General features: G+C 73.6%; 17 protein-coding genes. 9 read left to right on the top strand and 8 right to left on the bottom strand.

The features are described from left to right. Positions 1–24 precede the first annotated feature (24 nt). The 4 genes from RV983_RS03685 to RV983_RS03700 form a co-directional block, all read right to left on the bottom strand. A complete protein-coding gene (locus RV983_RS03685) occupies positions 25–1,656 on the bottom strand; it encodes a nitroreductase family protein (RefSeq protein ID WP_475984310.1) in 1,632 nt (543 codons plus the stop codon). 53 nt (positions 1,657–1,709) lie between these two features. Next, complete coding sequence (locus tag RV983_RS03690) at positions 1,710–3,668, bottom strand: TOMM precursor leader peptide-binding protein (RefSeq protein WP_475984311.1); 1,959 nt, start codon at positions 3,666–3,668, stop codon at positions 1,710–1,712. A gap of 436 nt (positions 3,669–4,104) precedes the next feature. Further along, the gene (locus tag RV983_RS03695) at positions 4,105–6,369 is read right to left on the bottom strand and encodes a TOMM precursor leader peptide-binding protein (RefSeq protein ID WP_475984312.1); all 2,265 of its coding nucleotides are present in this window, start codon (positions 6,367–6,369) and stop codon (positions 4,105–4,107) included. An 80-nt stretch (positions 6,370–6,449) separates the two neighbouring features. Beyond that, a complete protein-coding gene (locus RV983_RS03700; protein ID WP_475984313.1) occupies positions 6,450–7,448 on the bottom strand; it encodes an AfsR/SARP family transcriptional regulator in 999 nt (332 codons plus the stop codon). Positions 7,449–8,127: 679 nt separating this feature from the next. Between RV983_RS03700 and RV983_RS03705 the strand changes: the two genes are divergently transcribed. The 6 genes from RV983_RS03705 to RV983_RS03730 are packed head-to-tail and all read left to right on the top strand — an operon-like array spanning position 8,128 to position 13,566. Next, positions 8,128–9,648 carry a sensor histidine kinase gene (locus RV983_RS03705; RefSeq protein ID WP_475984314.1) on the top strand — a complete coding sequence of 507 codons (1,521 nt, stop codon included), beginning with the start codon at positions 8,128–8,130 and terminating at the stop codon, positions 9,646–9,648. After that, positions 9,648–10,106: a roadblock/LC7 domain-containing protein gene (locus RV983_RS03710; RefSeq protein ID WP_475984315.1), complete on the top strand. Its 459-nt coding sequence runs from the start codon at positions 9,648–9,650 to the stop codon at positions 10,104–10,106. Before RV983_RS03705 ends, RV983_RS03710 begins: the two co-directional genes overlap by 1 nt. Further along, positions 10,103–10,462, top strand: a complete 360-nt coding sequence (locus RV983_RS03715; protein WP_475984316.1) for a DUF742 domain-containing protein — start codon at positions 10,103–10,105, stop codon at positions 10,460–10,462. The genes RV983_RS03710 and RV983_RS03715 overlap by 4 nt, the downstream gene beginning before the upstream one ends. After that, positions 10,443–11,072, top strand: coding sequence for a GTP-binding protein (locus RV983_RS03720; protein ID WP_475984317.1), 630 nt, complete (start codon positions 10,443–10,445; stop codon positions 11,070–11,072). Before RV983_RS03715 ends, RV983_RS03720 begins: the two co-directional genes overlap by 20 nt. Continuing rightward, a complete protein-coding gene (locus tag RV983_RS03725; protein ID WP_475984318.1) occupies positions 11,069–12,319 on the top strand; it encodes a cytochrome P450 in 1,251 nt (416 codons plus the stop codon). The genes RV983_RS03720 and RV983_RS03725 overlap by 4 nt, the downstream gene beginning before the upstream one ends. Next, positions 12,316–13,566 (top strand): cytochrome P450 family protein, encoded by a 1,251-nt coding sequence (locus tag RV983_RS03730; RefSeq protein WP_475984319.1) that lies wholly within the window; start codon positions 12,316–12,318, stop codon positions 13,564–13,566. The genes RV983_RS03725 and RV983_RS03730 overlap by 4 nt, the downstream gene beginning before the upstream one ends. Positions 13,567–13,621: 55 nt before the next feature. Here the strand turns inward: RV983_RS03730 and RV983_RS03735 are convergent, their stop codons facing one another. Both RV983_RS03735 and RV983_RS03740 read right to left on the bottom strand, forming a co-directional pair. After that, complete coding sequence (locus tag RV983_RS03735) at positions 13,622–14,557, bottom strand: ketopantoate reductase family protein (protein WP_475984320.1); 936 nt, start codon at positions 14,555–14,557, stop codon at positions 13,622–13,624. 19 nt (positions 14,558–14,576) lie between these two features. After that, on the bottom strand, positions 14,577–15,773 hold the full coding sequence (locus RV983_RS03740; protein WP_475984321.1) for an MFS transporter: 1,197 nt from the start codon (positions 15,771–15,773) through the stop codon (positions 14,577–14,579). 39 nt (positions 15,774–15,812) lie between these two features. Here RV983_RS03740 and RV983_RS03745 point away from each other — a divergent pair, with 39 nt between their 5' ends. Both RV983_RS03745 and RV983_RS03750 read left to right on the top strand, forming a co-directional pair. Next, complete coding sequence (locus tag RV983_RS03745; RefSeq protein WP_475984322.1) at positions 15,813–16,448, top strand: CGNR zinc finger domain-containing protein; 636 nt, start codon at positions 15,813–15,815, stop codon at positions 16,446–16,448. After that, a complete protein-coding gene (locus RV983_RS03750; protein WP_475984323.1) occupies positions 16,417–16,614 on the top strand; it encodes an SDR family oxidoreductase in 198 nt (65 codons plus the stop codon). The genes RV983_RS03745 and RV983_RS03750 overlap by 32 nt, the downstream gene beginning before the upstream one ends. A gap of 44 nt (positions 16,615–16,658) precedes the next feature. Here the strand turns inward: RV983_RS03750 and RV983_RS03755 are convergent, their stop codons facing one another. Then, positions 16,659–16,952 (bottom strand): putative quinol monooxygenase, encoded by a 294-nt coding sequence (locus tag RV983_RS03755; RefSeq protein WP_475984324.1) that lies wholly within the window; start codon positions 16,950–16,952, stop codon positions 16,659–16,661. Between the two features lie 170 nt (positions 16,953–17,122). Here RV983_RS03755 and RV983_RS03760 point away from each other — a divergent pair, with 170 nt between their 5' ends. Beyond that, the gene (locus RV983_RS03760; protein WP_475984325.1) at positions 17,123–18,439 is read left to right on the top strand and encodes an MFS transporter; all 1,317 of its coding nucleotides are present in this window, start codon (positions 17,123–17,125) and stop codon (positions 18,437–18,439) included. On the opposite strand, the gene RV983_RS03765 is transcribed toward RV983_RS03760, so the two are convergent. Further along, entirely contained in the window at positions 18,399–18,860 is a 462-nt protein-coding gene (locus RV983_RS03765; RefSeq protein WP_475984326.1) for a MaoC/PaaZ C-terminal domain-containing protein, read from the bottom strand. The genes RV983_RS03760 and RV983_RS03765 overlap by 41 nt on opposite strands. Positions 18,861–18,904: the final 44 nt, after the last annotated feature.

Below are 18,904 nucleotides of genomic sequence, written 5' to 3' on the forward strand. Positions count from 1 at the left end.
GTCCCGGCGGGGTGAGGGAGGTGGTCACCGGTCCTCGTCCTCCTGGGTCGCCCGCGCGGGCGCGTACGCGAGGTCGTAGTGGAAGTCGGCCGGCCGGGGCCGCTCGTTGCCGACCAGCATGAGCAGCAGGGGCAGTTCACCCGTCCCGTCCAGTCCCAGTTCCTCGGCGAAGGCCACGCTGTCGAAGCCCAGCGCCACGCCGCACGCGGTGTCCGAGGCGGCCGCGGCGGTGTAGACGGCCTGCGCGGCCGCGCCGATGGCGGCGCTGACGAGCCGGTAGCCGCGCTCGCCGACGGCGTCGAGTACCTGGTGCGTGCGGATCGCGGGGACGATGACGGCGGCGGCCTGCTCCAGGTTGTAGTTGTTGAGGAAGTAGTGCGCCTGGAGGAAGGGCCCGGGAGCGCCCTGCTTGATCAGGCGCAGTTCGTCCGTGGCGGGGTCGAAGGCGTACGTGCCCTGGGGCACGCCCTCGACGTGGTTGACGAAGACGTACAGCGAGGCGAGCCGGGGTCCGCCGGGCGGGGTGGCGTCGGTGGTGAGTTCCGTCCCGGCGGCGGCGGCCCGCAGGGCGGCGGTGAGGTGGGCGGCCGACAGGGGCCGCAGGCCCGTGAACCGCCCGAAACTGCTGCGGCGGGAGCGCAGGGCCCGGCGGACGCTCAGGTCCATGGGCGCGGCGGGCGGCAGGGGCACGCGTTCGCCGCCGGAGGGCACCGCGGCGGCTGCTGCGCTCTCCAGCGCGCCGGGCGCGGGGCGCTGCGCCGCGTTCCGGGTGGTGGCGCGGTGCACCGTGCGCACGGTGTCGAAGGCGATGACACGGCGGGACCGTTCCTGCTCGGTGCGCTGGACACCGGAGGTGCGGGCGGCGGACGGGGCGGTGTCCCCGGCCGGGACGGCGCCCTCCCAGCGCAGCGGCACGACCGCGAAGACGCCCTCGTCGTCCGGGTCCGCGCCGAGCAGCCGGCCGAGGCGCGGCTCGTCGAACCACAGGACGGGGTCGATCCGCAGGCCCCTGGCCCGCGCCCACATGCTCCAGGTCTGGAGCAGCGCACCGAGGTCCATCGTCACCACGTGGTAGCCAAAGCTGTTGTACTTGAACGTGTTCTGCCAGAACTTGACGCCGAGGACGAGGAACTGGTCGGCGTCCCGGTGCAGTCGGGCGTCGCCGACCGCCGCCATGACCTCGCCGGTGACGTCCCCGGTGAGCAGCCGCTGCACGGCGTGGTGCTGCGGCGAGTAGTGGTGGACGCCCGGCGTCAGCGGGCCCGAGGCACCGGACACCCAGTGGACGCCCACGGGGTAGAGGCCGCCGCCCGAGGCCGTGCCGCGCGACCAGTTGGCCTGCGTGTACATCGGCAGCGTGCCCAGGTCGGTGTTGGCCTGCACGGCGAGGCGGCGGCCGACCAGCCCGTAGGAGTCACGGAGCATGCCGCCGAGCAGCGGCAGCGTGAAGGGGGCGTCGCCGTGCGGCCCGGTCAGGCCGCGGCCGACGCCGGCGTCCTCGGGGAAGTCCCCGTCGGGCAGCGGGAAGCGCTCGGCCCCGGGGTAGAACTTCTCCTTCCGGGGACGGTCCGCCCAGTCGGGGACGAAGTCGGCGGGCTCCATCGCGACCCGGCCGCGCCGCATCACCGCGGTCGCGTACTCATGGGTGTCCCCCATGTCCGTTCCTCTCTGTCTGCCGCGGCGTCCGCTGCGGTGGGTGGGCGGCTGGTTCACGGGAAGGGGTGCGGGGCGAGGTTGAGTTCCCCGTCCCGCAGGTCGTGGCCGGTGAGGCCGGCGGCGCGCGGGGCGGTGCGCAGCCGGGGCATGTGCAGCGCGCGCTGGCGGTGCCAGCCGAAGTCGATGGGGATCAGGCCGGGCACCAGGACGGCGGCCGTGTGCAGCCCGGCGTAGCGCTGCTCGGGCATCGTCTGATCCACCACGACGACGTCGAAGCCGTGCGCGGTGACGGCCTCCACGGCGGCGTCGAGGTCCTCGCGCAGATCGGCGGCGGGCGGGCGGCCCGTGCCGAGTCCGGCGACGGGGCGGAGCGGCTCCGCGGGCCCGTCCTCCCGGTCCAGCAGGAAGTCCGCGTACCGGGCCATGCCGGGCAGCCCGTACAGCAGTGGATGGTCGTGCAGGACGTGGACGGCACCGAAGTCGGCGGCCATCCCCTCCAGTCGCGCCTGCTCCCGCTTGGTGCGCCGTTGGAGCTTGACGGCGTCGGTGGCGATCTCCGCGAGTCCGGCGGCCAGCGCCGCCTCGGGGTCCCAGGAGGCTCCCGCGCCGAAGCACAAGGTGCCCGTGCCGCCGTCGACGCGCTGGGCGACGGCGGTGACGACCGGGACCGGGAAGGTGACGCGGGTGTCGAAGAACCGGGCCCGGTAGCCGTACATCGCCAGCCGGTCGACCATGTGCCGGGTCGCGGGCCGGGTGCTGGTGGCGGGGTCGATCTCGGGCAGCGGGAGGCCGGCGTACCAGGCGATGAGGAAGGCGTCGCGTTCGACGGCCTCCATGAGCCCGAAGAGGACGGCCTCCTCCAGCCTTCCGCCCGAGGCGCAGCCGTTGGAGCTCTCCTGGACGAATCGGTTCTCCAGTCCCCCGGGCGCGTGGTAGTACGCAAGGACCTCGGGGACGAGCAGCGGCCGCCGGTCGCGCAGCGAGTAGCCCCAGACCCAGGGGTGGGGCCGGTCCGGGTCGAAGGGCCGGACCTGGTCCTGGTGACGGTAGAAGGCGTCGGAGTACACGCCGCAGGTGCGGGGGTCCAGGGCGTCGTCGCCGAGTTCGGTCAGCGAGGCGACGACGGCGGTGCGCTTGCCGCGGGCGCGCATGCCGGCGAAGCGTTCCATGCCCTCCAGCAGTCCGACGCGGACACTGCGTCCGTAACTGCCCGTGTGGCCGCCCCAGTAGGACTCGCGCAGATAGCTTCCCGACCGCAGGGTGAAGGAGCCCACGGTGGAGGCGGTCGACGCCGAGGTGAGGTCCGGGGCGACGGAGGGGCCGAGCATGCCGGTGACCGGATTGACGAAGGCGGCCAGCGGAAGGTCGTAGTCGTCGATGTGCCGGCCGCGGAAGCCCGCCGGGTCCGCCTTGGGGACGCTGCCCACGGTGACGGTGGCCGCGTCGGCCGTGTCGGGGACCCGGCGGTCGCAGTGCGGGCACTCCGCGTCGGGGACGAGGACGGCCCGGTTGACCTGGAGGCTCTCCAGGTCCAGGAGATGGACGGCACCGAACGGCCCCCGCTCGGGGGCGCGTTCGCGGGCGGCCGCGGCGAGGGCGGCGACGGCGTCGACGGCGAAGGCGGTGGTGAAGGGCCACTTCCCCGCCGCCCTGGTGCCGGAGCCCAGTTCAAGGGCGTCGCGCAGGGTGCCGGGCCGTACGGCCTGCCAGCGGCGGGCCAGGCAACGCGGGCACGGCGAGTGCGCCGCCCGCCGGTCCGCAAGAGCGGGGCCTACAAGGGCGTGGTGCCCGTAGAGGTGGACGGGGACGGCCCCCTCGGTGGGTGCCGCGTCTGCGGGACCGGTGGCCGCGGCCTGCTCGTCGCGCAGACCGAGCACCGCGACGCGCACCTGCGCGCCGCCGCCGAGGTGGCGGCGCAGGCTGCGGGTGAGCAGCGCCTCCACCGTCGGGGCGGCGAAGTCGGCGCCCGGCGGCGCGCTGTCCGCACCCGGCACGGTCCGCGGACCGGCCACAGCCCCACCCGGAACGCTCCGCCCGCCCGGCACCACAGGCAACCCAGGCGCCACCTCCACGCCCGGCACGGACTGCCGCCGGGACCCAGCCCCACCCGGAACCGGCCCGGAACCGGGCACGCCCTCCGAACTCGACCCCACCGCCACGCCCAGCACGGACTGCGGCCCGGACCCAGCCCCCGCACCCGGAACGCTCAGCCCGCCCGGCACGGCATCCGCCCCGGACGCCACCTCCACGCCCGGCACGGACTGCCGCCCGGACCCAGCCCCAGCCCCAGCCCCCGCACCCGCACCCGCACCCGCACCCGCACCCGCACCCGCACCCGCACCCGCACCCGCACCCGGAACGCTCAGCCCGCCCGGCACCACAGGCAACCCAGGCGCCACCCCCTCGCCCCGCACCGCCGGCGAGGCGGCCCGCGGAGTCTCCGTGTCGTCACGCATCCACGGCCCCGTGCGCGAGCAGGACACGGGCGACGTGGACGCCGCCGGCCCGCAGGTCGGCCGAACCGGTGGGCACCACCAGGGCGTCAAGGCCGTGGGCGGCGAGCCGGGCGAGGATGCCGGTGTCCGGGTCCTGCTCGGTGACGGGCCCGGCCTCCCCTGTGACGGCCAGGGTCATCGGGTCGAGGTCGCCGAGCAGCGGGTCCCCGATGTCGGGGAGCGTGGCGAGCGCGGTCTCACGGCCCAGCTGGATCTGCCCGAGGAGGTCGCGCAGTGCGGTGACGGCGGCCCGGCGGCGGGCGGCTCCGGCGCCGGTCGCCCAGAACGTCCGTCCGGTGTGCGGGTCCTCCGCTCGGGCGAGCAGCACCGGGGCGGCCCCGTCGGGACCGCCGAGGTCCAGGAGTTCGGCGGCCAGGCCCAGGTTCACGGCCGACCGTCGGAGGAAGACCAGTTCGCGGTCCTCGCCCTCCCAGCCCGCCGGGAGCAGGGTGACCGCCGTCCGGCCGCGCACCGCGAGCGTCAGGGTGTGCAGCGCCAGCGCCGAGTACAGGCCGCTCACGGCGGCCGCGGACGGGGACGCGGCGGCGGCCGAACCGGCGGAGGTGGGCAGGAACATCCGGTCGTGGTTGTCGGCGCCGAAAGTGCGCACCGCGCCGGCCGGGACCAGGGCGGTGCGTCCCGAGGCCAGCGAGGTGGCGGGCAGCCAGACGCGGACCTGCCCGGCGCCGGCGCCCGTGCCGGAGGCCACGTCCAGGGTGTCCGGGTCGAGCAGCGGCCACTTCTCCCGCACGGTCTCCAGGGCGGCGCCGCGCACGACGCCGGCTGGCGGAACCACGTGTTCGGCGTAGGTCTCGGCGGCCCGGTACAGGGCCCGAAGCCGGGCCCCCGCGACGTGGTGCACGTCGAAGGCGGTGATCTCGCGCGGCCCGCGGTGGCCTATGCCGAGCCGCACCGTGCCGACCTTGAGTGGCGTCTGCTCCCACGCGTCGTCGGTGAAGGCGGCGAGCACGCCGGCCCTGGGGTGGGTGAGCACCGACCGGGCGTCCAGAGCGGCCATGGCCGCGTCGGCGTCCGCCTCGGGAGCGACCTCGCCGGGCGCCTCGTCCCGGGGTTCCGTCATATCGACGGCCGTGGAGGTGAGTTCCGCCCGGCTCTCCTCCAGGACCTCGGCACCCTGGCCGTCTCTGTCGTCCCCGTCGTCCCGGCAGAAGGGGCAGCGCGGGTGCGGCAGCAGCGGCTCGGAGACGACGTCGAGGGAGTCGAGGTCCTGGAGGACGACGCGGCCCTCGGTCTCCGGCGCGAGGACCCCGGTGATCTGCCGGAACACCTCGTACGCGAGGAGGTTGCCGAGCATGGCCGCGGGCGGCCCGGACACACCGGCCGTGGCGGACCGTCCGCTCTCGCCCAGGCTCGCGCCGCTCCAGAGGTCGGCCGCGGCGCCGGGCTCGCCGTTGGCGCCCAGGCGCAGCGCCGCGCACGCCCAGCAGCCCGCCGTGGCCGAGGTCATGACGGGGCCGGCCACCGCCTGGCCGCCGAACGTCCAGGCGGGCAGCAGCCGTACGCCCTCGGGGACGCCCGCCTCCAGCAGGCCGAGGACGGTCCGCGGACCGCCGGTGGTGACGACCACGTCGTACCCGGCGAGGTCCGCCCACCCCGCGTCGGTGCCGGTGCCGAAGTCCGGGCGGGCGACCTCGGCCGGGCATCCGTCGCCTGCCAGGGCGCCCGCCTCGTCGAGGACATCGGCGAACGGGTCGTCACCCGTGGCCGTGGGGACGGCGATCGCGGCGCAGCCGTTGCGGACGAGGCTCAATGCGCACCACTGGGCCACGGAATCGTCGCCGAGCACGGCGACCCGGGTCTCGCGGAAGCGGCGGAAGCGGCCGCCCGCCTCGCCCACGTAGTGGTCGATGTAGTCGATCTGGGGCGCGAAGCGCCGCGCGACCTCGGGTGTCAGCTGGTCCAAGCCGTCGCTGCCGGGCGTCACGTCACGGGCGAAGCCCCGTCCGTACAGGGCGCCCACCAGCTCGCCGACCATGGCCCGCTGCTGGTCGCCCAGACCGGCGCACATCTCCTCGACGCGGTGCGTCCCGTCGAGGTGCGGCACGATCAGCGAGGCGAACCGGTATGCCGATCTGCCCTGGAGATTGAATCCTCCGTGGGCATTGTGGAATACCACTCCGGCGGGCGTCTCGGTGAATAGCACATCACGACGGATACGGGGATACGAGTGCGCGACTTCCTCGTACGCAGCGGTCATGCCGTATTACTCCCTTACAGGGGCGCGGTCGGAGGACACACGGATTCCCGGGCCGGTCGTGCGAACCGCCGGGAAACCGTTCAGGTCGTACCGGGGGACATATCGGGGCCGCCGGGGTCGGAACGCATTTCCAGCGCACCCCTGGCGAGGATGCGCAGCGAGTCGTGCATTCGGTACTGGCCTTCGGGACCCTCTTCCAGCAGCCCCGCGCCGACGAGCGTTTCGAGGACCTGCGCAGCACCCCCGGCCAGAAAGGATTTTCCCTCGTGCCCGGCCTTGGCGCCGGATTCGGGACGAGCCGGGAAATGGTCTCGACCATTGGCACGGGACATCGGGAGGGCGCGGCCGGAGGGCGCGCCGGCCTCGAGATCGTCGCCGCGCAGGACCGCGAGCTCCAGCCGTTGCAGCGCGGGACCGGGGTCGACCCCGAGCTCGGTGCGCAGGTAGCGCTTCACCACCCCGTACTCGCTCAGCGCGTCGGCGCGCCGGCCGGTACGGTGCAGAGCTGTCACGAGCTGCACCCAGAAGGGCTCATGAGCGGGGTGGGAGCGGGCGGCGGGCCACAGCTCGGCGAGCACCTGGCGGCTGCGCCCGAGGGCCACCTCGAGGTCGAAGACCCGTTCCATGGCGCGCAGTCGCTCCTCCGTGAGCCGTGGCACGACCTCGCGCCGGAGGATCTCCGAGTGGATGTTGGCCAGCAGCGGCCCCTGCCACAGGGCGAGCGCGGCCCTCAGGGTGCGCAGCTCCTGCTCCGGGTCGTCCGCGGCATCGGCGCTGCGCAGCAGCTCGCGGAAGGCGATGAGGTCGAGCGTCGTGGCGTCCGCGGTGATGCGGTAGCCGCCGGGGACGGCCTCGATGAGCCGGCTCGCGACGCCGTAACGGGCGAACAACTGCCGCAGTCGCTGTACGCATGTGTGGAGCGCGGATTTCGCGGTGACCGACCGCTCCTCGCCCCAGACCACCCGCTGCAAAAATTCCACGGAGACCGTGGAATTGGGATGTAAAAGGAGGGCGGCGAGGAGGTTGGCGGGTTTGGACGGCTGAAGTGCGATGACGTCGCCGCCGTCCGCTATCCGCACCGGCCCCAGCATGAGGAACCTCGGACTGAATCCATCCGAATCGAATGACGCACCCGGTCCGGGTCCGTCAGACTTTTCTTGAACATGGTCGACAGATTGCCTTTTATGCATTTCCGCCCACACTCCCCGCTGACGTCGGCGAACGTACCACCGCCCACAGACCCCTCACAAGAGGACCGCAACGGGTCAACAAACTTTCCGGGAAGCCGTATGCACCATTTCGCCTCATTCATCTACGCGTGTCGACCCGGATGTCCGAACTATTAACAAAAAGGCGAGCCCTCGACCGCGCTCCAGGAAAGGCCTTGCCAATACCGGGGTGACACGCAACCGCCGCGGCGCGGTCGCGCCGGACATCTCGGAGCACCCCGGACATGGGGAACGACCGCGGACACCGGTGTCGCGCCGGCCGCCGGGCGGAACCGGCCCCGGATACCACCTCCCGTGCCGCATCGCGGCCGGTCACGGGGCTGACGCCCTCGCGAAACCTCATCAGCGAACAGAAGTAACCGCAGTAACGATCAACCGCGGTCAGGAACTCGCATATAGTGACCCGGAGTTCACGCGCCCCCGGCCTCCGCCGGACGGGACGCGTGTTCTTTTGCGACGTCACCTCCTCTCGCGCCCCTTACGCACCCGTCCGCACCGTCCGTCCGCACGGCCCCGAGGTCACCGATCCATGACAGCGCACACCGCGCCCACCCGCCTGTGGTCCGGGCGTTCGCGAGCCGCAGCAGTGCCAGAACCGCCGCGTCCGCCGCTCCCGTACCTGGCCCGGACCGTCGCCGCCCCGGTGGCCGTCACCGGATCGGCGGGAGTCTGGCTGGTGTCGGCCGCCGACGGTGCGCGCGTGCCCGCCGCGGTCGGCGCCACAGCCGGGGTCGTACTCCTCGCCGCGGCCGCCGTCGTGGCGGCGACGGCCTCGTGGCGCGCCCGCCGTCTGGGGGAACACCTCGCCCAAGAGGAAGCGGACACCGCCCGGTTCGCCGACGAGGTGCTGCCCGCCCTGATCGACCGGCTGACGCACGGCGACTCCGCCGCCTCCGCCCTCGCCGCGGTGGACGTCACCCTCGACGACACCCGGCGCCGGGTACTGGCCCTGGTCGCCGAGGAGCTGGCCGCCAGCGAGGCCCGCCGCGCCGCGGCCATGTCGGCGGGCTCCAACGCCGCCGGGCGCATGCAGGCACTCACCACCAGCATGCTGGCCGACCTGCGGGAGATGGAGCACCGGCACAGCGACCCGGCGGTCCTCGGCGACCTCCTCCATCTCGACCACCGCACGGCGCAGTCCGGCCGGCTCGCCGACAGCATCGCCGTGCTCGCAGGGGCGCGTTCGGGACGCCGCTGGGCCAAGCCGATCCGCATGGAGTCGATCCTGCGTGGCGCGATGGGCCGCATCAGCGGCTACCAGCGTGTGCGGCTGCACTCCACCAGCGAAGTGGCGATCGTCGGGCACGCGGCCGAGGGCGTGATGCACGCCCTGGCCGAACTCATGGACAACGCGGCCAACTTCTCGCCGCCGACCGCCGAGGTCCACGTGTACGTCGAGGAGGTGCCCGCGGGCGCGGTCATCACCATCGAGGACAGCGGACTGGTCATGGGCGAGGCGGCACTGCGCCGCGCCGAGAGCGCGGTCGCGGCCAACGGCTGGGACCTCATGGGCCTGTCCGGCACCCGCCTCGGGCTCGTGGTGGTCGGCCGGCTCGCCCGCAAGCACGGACTGAAGGTGTCGTTCCGGCCCTCGGCGCGCGGCGGCACCGGCGTGGTGGTGATGGTCCCCCAGGAACTGATCACCCGTCCGCGCCCCGGCGGAACCGCGGACGCCGAGTCCGCCGAGATCCTGCTCCCCGACCCGCTGCCCGTCGCGCCCCGCCCGGACCCGGCGGCCGTGCCGTCGCGCCCGGCGGCGGGCGAGGCTTCGCCGAGGCCCGCGGTGGACGGCGAGACGGCGGCCGGGTCCACCGAGTTCGGGGAGAGCGGCCTGCCCAAGCGCCGTCGCGGCCGCACCCTGGCCGCCGCACGCCACGCCGAGCCGGGCGCCGGTACCAGGCGGTCGGCCACCCACGACGACACGCCGGCGGCACGCGCCGCCCGCTTCAGCACCTTCCGGGGAGCCCTCAAGCGCAAGCCCTCCCCGGCACCAGACCCCTCCGCGGCCCCCCACCAGCAGACCGCGACGGACCCAGAAAGCGACTCCTGATGACCGCACCCGCAGCCGGCAGCATCCACGGCAGCAGCACCAGCACCGACGAGAGACTCAACTGGCTGCTGGAGAACCTGCTCGAGCGGACGCCCGGCGCCCGCCACGCCCTGGTCCTGTCCCGTGACGGCCTCAAGCTGTGCCGTACCCCCGAACTCTCCGTGGACCAGGCGGACCAGCTCGCCGCGATCTCCGCCGGCATCCAGAGCCTGTCGCAGGGCGCGTCCGTCGAGTTCGGCGACGGCAGCGGCGGCGTCCGGCAGGCCATGGCCGAGTTCTACGGCGGCATCCTGTTCATCGTGGAGGCCGGCGACGGCGCCCACCTGGCCGTCGTCGCCCGCGAGGACTCCGACGTGGGCGTGATCGGCCACAACATGAGCGAGCTGGTCGAGCAGCTCGGGGAGCACCTGAGCGCGCCGCCCCGCGAGGCCGGCGGCGCGGACGGCGACAGCGGATGACACCTCGCCCGGGCCGGGACGACCATCCGGACCGGCTCTACACCCTCACCGGAGGACGCAGCCGGCCCGAGTCGGACGTGTTCGACCTGGTGACCCTGGTGGTCGCCGAGTGCGATCCCGCGCCCGGGATGCAGTCGGAGCACCAGCTGATCCTGCGCGTCTGCCGGCAGCCGACGGCGGTGGTGGAACTCGCCGCCGACCTCGCGCTGCCGGTCGGCATCACCAAGGTCCTGCTCGGCGACCTTCTGGAGACCGGCAGGATCAGCGCCCGCCACCCCCGAACCGCCCGTACCGGGGCCCGACTGCCGGACCCCGAGATCCTGGAGCAGGTGCTCGTTGGACTACGCAATCTCTGACCCCAGTCCGCCGTTCCGGCGGCCGCTCAGCGCCACCGCCGACAACGGGCTGAAGATCGTGATCACGGGCGGGTTCGGCGTGGGCAAGACGACCATGGTCCGCTCGGTCAGCGAGATCCGCCCGCTGAACACCGAGGAGACGATGACGCAGGCGGGCGAGAGCGTGGACGACCTCGCCGGTGTCCAGGCGAAGACCTCGACGACCGTGGCCTTCGACTTCGGGCGGATCAGCCTGGACCGCCGCAACGTCCTGTACCTGTTCGGCGCGCCCGGGCAGCAGCGCTTCTGGTTCCTGTGGGACCGGCTGTTCAGCGGCACCCTCGGCGCCGTCGTGCTCGTCGACACCCGCAGGCTGGACGACTCCTGGTACGCCATCGACCGCCTGGAGCACCACGGGACGCCCTTCGTGGTGGCCCGCAACGACTTCGGCGGTCCCCGGCACACCGAGGAGCAGGTGCGGGACGCGCTGTCACTCGCGGACGGCATCCCGCTGATCGAGTGCGACGCGCGCTCGCGCCAGTCCTCCAAGGACGTGCTGATCACGCTCGTCCGGCATCTGCACACCCTGTCCGCCGCCAGTCCGCGTGCCCGGGAGACGACCGCACCGTGACCACCGAGCCATCGACCACCGAGGACGCGTTCGCGGGCGCCGTACCCTTCAGCGGCCCGCGCTTCCACGTCGAACCCGCCGGGCTCTACCGGGAGATGCGGCGCGACCACGGCGCGATCGCCCCCGTCCTGCTCGACGGCGACGTGCCCGCCTGGCTGGTGCTGGGCTACCGGGAGATGCTGCACGTCACCAACGACCCGGTGCTGTTCAGCCGGGACTCCGACCTGTGGAACCAGTGGGACCGCATCCCGGGCGACTGGCCGCTGCTGCCGATGATCGGCCGCAAGCAGCCGTCGATCCTCTACACGGTCGGCGAACGCCACCGGCAGCGGGCCGCGATGATGAGCCACGCCATGGAGGCGGTCGACCCGTTCGAGCTGCGGCGCACCGCCGAGCGCTACGCCGACCGGCTCATCGACTCCTTCTGCGGACGCGGCAGGGCCGATCTGCTGGCCGAGTTCGCCACGCTGCTGCCGGTGCGCGTGCTGGCCCGCATCTACGGCTTCACCGACGAGCAGGGCCCGGCGCTGGTCAAGGCGATCAACGACCTGGTCGACAGCACCGAGGACGCCATCGCCGGGCAGACCCATGTCTTCACCGCGATGACCGGGCTGCTGGAGCTGAAGAAGGAGCGGCCCGGCCCCGACGTCGTCTCCCGCATGCTCGCCGACCGGTACGACTTCTCCGACGAGGAGATCGTGCAGGACATGATGGTGATGACCGTCGCGGGCCACCAGCCGACCGCGGACTGGATCGGCAACTCACTGCGGCTGATGCTGACCGACGACCGCTTCGCCGCGTCGTTCTCCGGCGGCCGGCACAGCGTGGGCCAGGCGATGAACGAGGTGCTGTGGGAGGACACGCCCACGCAGAACATCGCCGGACGGTGGGCCTCGCGCGACACCCGGGTGGGCGGCCGCCAGATCCGCACCGGCGACCTGCTGATCCTCGGGTTCGCCGCGGCCAACGCCGACCCCCAGGTGCATCTGGAGGGAGGCGGCCCCACCCATGGGAACAACGCCTTCTTCTCCTTCGGGCACGGCGAGCACCGCTGCCCTTTCCCGGCCCAGGAGATCGCCGAGGTGATCGCCCGTACCGGGATCGAGGTGCTGCTCGACCGGCTGCCCGACATCGATCTCGCCGTCGCGCCGGAGACCCTGGTGCGGCGTGCGTCCCCCTGGCTGCGGGGAATGACCGAACTCCCCGTGCGCTTCACTCCCACTCCGGCTCTTGGAGAACGTCGATGAAATGCCCCGTCACCGGAGCGAGCGCCCTCGACGGCGCGCGCATCGTGCTCGACCCCCTGGTCCAGGACCTCGCCGCGGAGAGCGCGTCGCTGCGCGACGCGGGCCCGCTCGCGGCGGTCGAACTGCCCGGCGGCGTACCCGTGTGGGCCGTCACGCACCACGCCGAGGCCCGTGCGCTGCTCACCGACCCGCGACTGGTGAAGGACATCGCCCACTGGGACGCGTTCACCCGCGGTGAGATACCGGCCGACTGGGCGCTGATCGGCCTGGCCAACCCGGGCCGTTCGATGCTCACGGTGGACGGCGCGGACCACCGCCGGCTGCGCGCGCTGGTCGCCCAGGCACTCACGCCCCGCCGGGTGGAGCGGATGCGCGAGCGCATCGAGGAGCTGACCGCGGGCCTGCTGGACCGGGTGGCCAAGGCCGCGCAGGACGCCGAAGTGATCGACCTGAAGGCCGAGTTCGCGTACCCGCTGCCGATGTACGTGGTGCAGGAGCTGATGGGTATCGACGAGGCCCATCTGCCGCGGCTGAAGGTGCTGTTCGAGAAGTTCTTCTCGACCCAGACCCCGCCCGAGGAGGTGCTCGCCACCCTCGGCGAGCTCGCGGAGATGATGGGCGGCACCGTCGCGGCCCGCCGCGCCGAGCCGGGCGACGACCTGACGAGTGCCCTGATCGCGGCCTCCGAGGACGGCGACCACCTCACCGACGCGGAGATCCAGAGCACCCTGCAGCTGATGATCGCCGCCGGTCACGAGACCACGATCTCGCTGATCGTCAACGCGGTGGTCAACCTGCTGACCCACCCGGACCAGCTCGCCCTGGTGCTGGAGGGCAAGGTGGCGTGGGAGGCCGTGGTGGAGGAGACGCTGCGCCACTCGACGCCGACCTCGCACGTGCTGATCCGCTTCGCCACCGAGGACGTCCCGGTCGGTGACAAGGTCATCGCCAAGGGCGAGGCGCTGATCGTCTCCTACGCGGCCATCGGCGACGACGAGACGCAGCACGGGCCGACCGCGGGCGAGTTCGACATCACGCGCGAGCCGATCCGGCACATCGCCTTCGGCCACGGCCCGCACGTGTGCCCCGGCGCCGCCCTGTCGCGCCTGGAAGCGGGCGTGGCGCTCCCGGCCCTGTTCGCGCGCTTCCCCGGCCTGGCCCTGGCGGTCCCGGCCTCGGCACTGCGCAACAAGCCCGTCGTGACCCAGAACGACCTGTACGAACTCCCCGTCCGGATCGCCGGCTGACAACCCGGTACGGGCGCCGCGCGCGGGAACACTTTCCGCGCGCGGCGCCCGCCGGTCAGGCCTGCGGGGCCGGCCGGCCGAATTCGTACGGGGCGAGGATGTCGGCCACGGTCCTGTTGCGGGGCGTGGGCACGCCCAGTTCCCGTCCGAGGGAGACGACTCCGCCGCTGAGCCACGGCACTTCGAGCCGGTTTCCGCGCTCCAGGTCGTGGGCCATGGACGAGGTCTGGGCGGCCGGGAGGGAGTCGACGGCGGCCATCTGCTCATCGGCGAAAGCCTCGTCGAGATGCACACCCGAGGCACGCCCGACGGCGACCGCCTCGGCCATGATCTCGCGCAGCAGCTCCCGCGCCGCGGGGTTGCCGCGGATGACGCCGATCGGCTGCCGCACCGCGGTCGTCGTCGCGGACAATCCCGTGAGGAACACGTACTTCTCCCAGACCGTCCGCGCGATGTCCGCGCTGACCTCCGCGTCGATACCGGCCTTCACGCACGCCTCGTGGAACTCGGCGACGCCGTCCACCGGCCGCTCCTCGTAGGCGCCGAGGACGAGCCGCTGCAACTGCGAGCGGTGCACGACGACGCCGGGCTCCTCGATGACTGCCGCGATGTAGCAGACCCCGCCCCACACGGCGTCGTCCGGCAGATGGCGGCGCAGCACGGTGTCCTTCTGCACACCGTTCTGGAGGGAGATCACCCGGGCGCCGCGGTCGGTGAGATGCCGCAGGCCGGCCGCGACGTCCTCGGTGTCCCACAGCTTCACCGCGATCAGGACGACATCGGCCTCGCGCACGTCGGCCGCGGATTCGACGAAGTGCCCGGCGCCGACCCGGACGTCCCCCAGCGGGCTGCGCACCAGCAGCGCCCCCCGTTCCCTGATGGCCGCCAAGTGCCGCCCGCGCGCCACGAAGGTGACCTCGTGACCCGCTTCCGCCAGCCGGGCGCCGAAGTAGCCTCCGACGCCGCCCGCTCCCACAACCACGATGCGCATGACGTGCCTTCCTTCCGGTTCAGCCGGTATGACGGGGGTGTCCGGACGATGCCCGGTGCAGCAGGGCGGTCGCCGGTACGAGGAGCGCCGCCGTGGCGGCGGCGCAGACGAACAGGGGCACGGGCGGCAGGACGCCGCGCAGCGCGGTCACGACGAGCGGGGTGACGAATCCGAGGTAGGCAAGGCAGTAGAAGACCGCCGCGGCGCCCGCGAGCTCGCGGGGTGCCGCCCACGCCTCCAGCTGGCTGAGCCCGGCCACCAGGAGCAGCCCGTAGCAGGCCCCGAGGGCCACCGCCGCGGGGATCAGGAGGGCAGGTTCCGCCAGCCGGACGGCCGCCGCGGCGAGCAGGAATCCGGCGACCGCGGCGGCGAGTCCCCAGTGCCGGGTGACATGGCTGCCGCGCCGGGACAGCCGCCGGGCCGGCGGCTGGACGAGCAGGCCGGTGAGGAGGGTGAGTCCGGCGATGCCACCGCCGGCCGCGATGTCCGGGCCGTGCAGCGGCACCAGCGCGGGCAGCACGGCGAAACTCGTGGTGGGCGCGCCGAAGACGAGCGGCGCGGAGGGGGCCACCTCCCAGCGGAACTCCCGCTGCAGCAGGGCGGCCCGCAGCCGGGGGCGCGCCCGCGAGGGGCCGCCGGGAGCGGGTCCGACGGGTTCTGGTGCGGTGGGATCCGGCGCGTTCCACACCAGGGGTGTCACGGCCGCCGTCAGGCACAGGTGCACGAGATACGGCAGCGCCTCGGGCGCCGCCAGCCACTGGGCCAATACGCCCGCCACCAGCGGGCCGCCGCCGAATCCGGCCGACAGGGCGACGGCGGCGCGCCGCGCGCCCGCGCCGGGGCCCGCGTCCACCGACAGGTCCTTGATCCATGCCGTGCCCGGCCCGAAGGCCGCGCCGGACGCGACACCGGCGACCAGCCGCCCGAGCATCAGCGCCCAGAACCGGTCGCCGCCCGCCAGGAGGACGGCCGAGGCGACGGCCGACAGGAGCAGTGCGGCACACATCACCTGCCGTCGCCCGTAGCGCTGCGCGAAGCGCGCCGCCAGCAGCAGCGCCGGGATCAGCCCCACGGCATAGGCCGCGAACGCGGTGGTGACCACGCTCCCGGGCACCCCGCTGTCGGCGCGGTAGACCAGGAGCAGCGGCGAGAACTGGTTCGCGCCCCAGCCGACGACGAACATCGCCGAGGCCGCGCGCATCCAGGGTCGCATCATCCTGTCCTTGGTAACCGTTTTTCTGGTTACTATCGTCTCATGAGCGAGGAAGCCCCGCCCACCCCGCGGACCCGGATCACGGCCAAGGCCCGGTCCCTGCGGTTCGACGCCGGCTCGCTCTCGCTCAATCTCGTCGCCACCCTCGGCCGCAGGCCCAGCACTCCCATCGAACGCCTCGACGGGCCCGGGCGCCTGCGCGAGTGGTGCGCGGGCGTGGGCCTCGCCCCGCGGGACGAGGAGGACCCGGCCGCGCTCCTGGCCGCGCTGCGCGAACTGCGCGACGCCGCCTACGACGTCGTCGCGGCCCACCTGGGCGACCGGGCTCCGCGACCGGGCTCCGTGGACCTGCTCAACGCGCTGGCCCTGACCGCACCGCCCGCACCCCGGCTGCGGACCGACGCGCAGGGGCGGCTCGCGCACCGATCCGTCCCGCCGCTGACGTCCGCCGAAGTGCTGTCCACGGTGGCCCGGGACCTGATCGCCGTGATGACCGATCCGGGCACCCGCGCCCTGCTGCGCACCTGCGACGCGGAAGTCTGCCGCATGGTCTACCTCGACACCGGCCCCGGCACCGGCAGGCCGCGCAAGTGGTGCTCCATGGAGCGGTGCGGCAACAGCGCCAAGGCGGCCCGCCACCGTCGTCGTGCGGCGGACCCCGGCCCGGTCCGCCCCTGACGCCCCCGCCGCCGCGGTCGCCGGTCCGCGCCACCCGCTGCTGCGACGACTCGGCCGTCCCGAGGAGGCGGCGGATGCGGTGCTCTTCCTCGCGTGCGACCGCGGCTCCTTCACCACCGGCGGCGAGATCTACGTGGACGGCGGGATCAACCAGTTCCAGACATGACGGACGCGACGGACGCGACGGACGCGACGCGACAGCGAGCCGGGCTACTCATCGGCCTCGTAGGTCGCGACCACCCGGCTGTCCAGCAGCGGGGCGATCCTCCTGAGGACCAGGTCCTTGAAGTGGAGCGACTCGCGGTGCGCCGCGAAGGCCCGCGGGGAGGCGTAGCGCTCCAGGAGCACGACGTCCCGCGCGTCGCCGAGCGCGTGGAAGACCTCGAAGGAGAGGTTGCCCGGTTCCGCGCGGCTCGCCTCGGCCAGTCTGGGGAGCAGGGCGAACACCTCGTCCTCGTTGCCCTCGGAGACGGTGTAGCGGGCGATCACCTGCAACTCGGGCATCGGGGCACCTTTCCGGGGACGGGCCATGAGCGCGGGGCCGCGGCCTGAACTGCGGGATCAGGTGAGCGACAGGAGCACCCGCTCCCCCATCATCGCCGGGGACGGGTAACGGGGCAGTTCCGCGGAAATGTGGTTGTTACACCCATATTCCCCGTCCCCTCACCGCCCCGATGCCCCTCACCTACCGATCCGGCAAGCCCGAGCCACCCGACGGACCCCAGCGACCCGGCCGCCCCTGCCACCGCGGCCCAAGCGACCAAGCCACCCAGGCCCCGCCCGGGCGGCTGGTGCTCCTGCTGGCCGTCGCCTGCGGGCTGACGGTAGCCAATCTCTACTACGCCCAGCCGCTGCTGGCCGTGCTGCGGCAGTCCCTCCACATCAGCGAGCCGACGGCCGGCACGCTGATCACCGTCGGCCAGGCCGGCTACGCGGCCGGCATGATCTTCCTGGTTCCGCTCGGTGACCGCGTCGAGAACCGGCGGCTGACCACGATCCTGCTGGCCGTCGCCACGGCGGCGTGCCTGGCCGCCGGGACGGCACCAGGTTTCGGGGTACTGGCCGCGGCACTGCTGGTCGCCGGCGCCGTGTCCGTCGTCGCACAGATCCAGGTGCCCTTCGCCGCCGGACTCGCCCCGGACCATCTGCGCGGACGCGTCGAGGGCCGGGTGATGAGCGGGCTGCTCACCGGCATCCTGGTCTCCCGGACGCTGAGCAGCCTGATCACGGAGGCCGCCGGATGGCGTGTGGTGTACCTGGCCTCGGCGGGGCTCATGGCCGTCCTCGCGGTGGCGCTGCACAGGGCCCTCCCCGACCGCCCGCCGCCGGCCGCCCTGCGGTACGGGCGGCTGCTGCGCTCCACCGCGGGGCTGCTGCGCCGGCACGGGGTCCTGCGCCGGCGAGCGGCGTACCAGTCGCTGATGTTCGGCGGGTTCAGCGCCTTCTGGACGACCATCTCCTATGTGCTCACCGGGCCGCCCTTCCACTACTCGCAGATCGGCGTGGCCCTGTTCGCCCTGGCCGGGGCGGGGGGCGCGGCGGTGGCGCCGCTGGCCGGCCACTGGGCAGACCGCGGCCTGACCCGGCCGATGACGGCCGCCGCCTTCGGCACCGGCGCGCTCGCGTTCGTGCTGGCCGGTCTCGGACGGCACCAGATCCTGCTGCTCGCACTGGCCGCCGTGCTGATCGACATGGCCGTCCAGACCTCCCTCGTACTGGGCCAGCACACGGTCTACCAGCTCGCCCCCACCGCCCGCGCCCGGCTGAACAGCGCGTACATCGCGGTCTTCTTCGTGGGCGGTGCGCTGGGCTCCCAACTCGGCTCCGTCGCCTACCACCTGGGCGGCTGGGGCACGCTGACCGGCTTCGGCGCCGGGCTGCTCGCGTGCGGGCTGCTGCTGCAGGCGCGGGCCCTGCTGCCGCACCGCGAGGACGACGCCGACGCCGACGTCAGGCCTTCCCCTCCACGCAGGGGCGCAGGGCGACCATGAGGTCGATGTTCCCTTCCTGGGCGACCTCGTCGCGCTGGTCGAGCAGTTCGAACCTGCGGATCAGGATGCCCGCGTCGCCCCGGCCGGTCAGGCGGGTGGACAGGATCACGACGCGGCAGCGCACGGTGTCGCCGACCAGCAGGGGCCTGCGGAAGCGCCAGTCGTCGATGCCGAGGAGGGCGATGGAGCTGCCCTCGAAGACGCCGAGGCGCGAGGCGAGCCCCATGGCCACGGAGACCCCGAGCAGCCCGTGGGCGATGCGCTCGCCGAAACGCGTGCCCGCGGCGAAGGAGGCGTCGGTGTGGACGGGGTTGGTGTCCCAGCTCCACGCGGCGAAGGAGGCCACGTCGGACTCGGTGAGGGTGCGGCCCTGGGTCGTGAACTCCTGGCCCGCGTGGAAGTCCTCGAAGTACAGCGGCATGTCGGCTCCCGGTGCTCGCGGCGGTCCAGTCCAGTGGCGGTGCG

It is taken from the genome of Streptomyces sp. RLA123, from assembly GCF_056270165.1.

Bases quoted from the DNA above. Each gene is read 5' to 3' on its own strand.
- RV983_RS03760 (WP_475984325.1), top strand. From the start codon at position 17,123: ATGCCCCTCACCTACCGATCCGGCAAGCCCGAGCCACCCGACGGACCC.
- RV983_RS03710 (WP_475984315.1), top strand. From the start codon at position 9,648: ATGACCGCACCCGCAGCCGGCAGCATCCACGGCAGCAGCACCAGCACC.
- RV983_RS03765 (WP_475984326.1), bottom strand. From the start codon at position 18,860: ATGCCGCTGTACTTCGAGGACTTCCACGCGGGCCAGGAGTTCACGACC.
- RV983_RS03740 (WP_475984321.1), bottom strand. From the start codon at position 15,773: ATGATGCGACCCTGGATGCGCGCGGCCTCGGCGATGTTCGTCGTCGGC.
- RV983_RS03755 (WP_475984324.1), bottom strand. From the start codon at position 16,952: ATGCCCGAGTTGCAGGTGATCGCCCGCTACACCGTCTCCGAGGGCAAC.
- RV983_RS03705 (WP_475984314.1), top strand. From the start codon at position 8,128: ATGACAGCGCACACCGCGCCCACCCGCCTGTGGTCCGGGCGTTCGCGA.
- RV983_RS03695 (WP_475984312.1), bottom strand. From the start codon at position 6,369: ATGACCGCTGCGTACGAGGAAGTCGCGCACTCGTATCCCCGTATCCGT.
- RV983_RS03735 (WP_475984320.1), bottom strand. From the start codon at position 14,557: ATGCGCATCGTGGTTGTGGGAGCGGGCGGCGTCGGAGGCTACTTCGGC.
- RV983_RS03715 (WP_475984316.1), top strand. From the start codon at position 10,103: ATGACACCTCGCCCGGGCCGGGACGACCATCCGGACCGGCTCTACACC.
- RV983_RS03745 (WP_475984322.1), top strand. From the start codon at position 15,813: ATGAGCGAGGAAGCCCCGCCCACCCCGCGGACCCGGATCACGGCCAAG.
- RV983_RS03730 (WP_475984319.1), top strand. From the start codon at position 12,316: ATGAAATGCCCCGTCACCGGAGCGAGCGCCCTCGACGGCGCGCGCATC.
- RV983_RS03685 (WP_475984310.1), bottom strand. From the start codon at position 1,656: ATGGGGGACACCCATGAGTACGCGACCGCGGTGATGCGGCGCGGCCGG.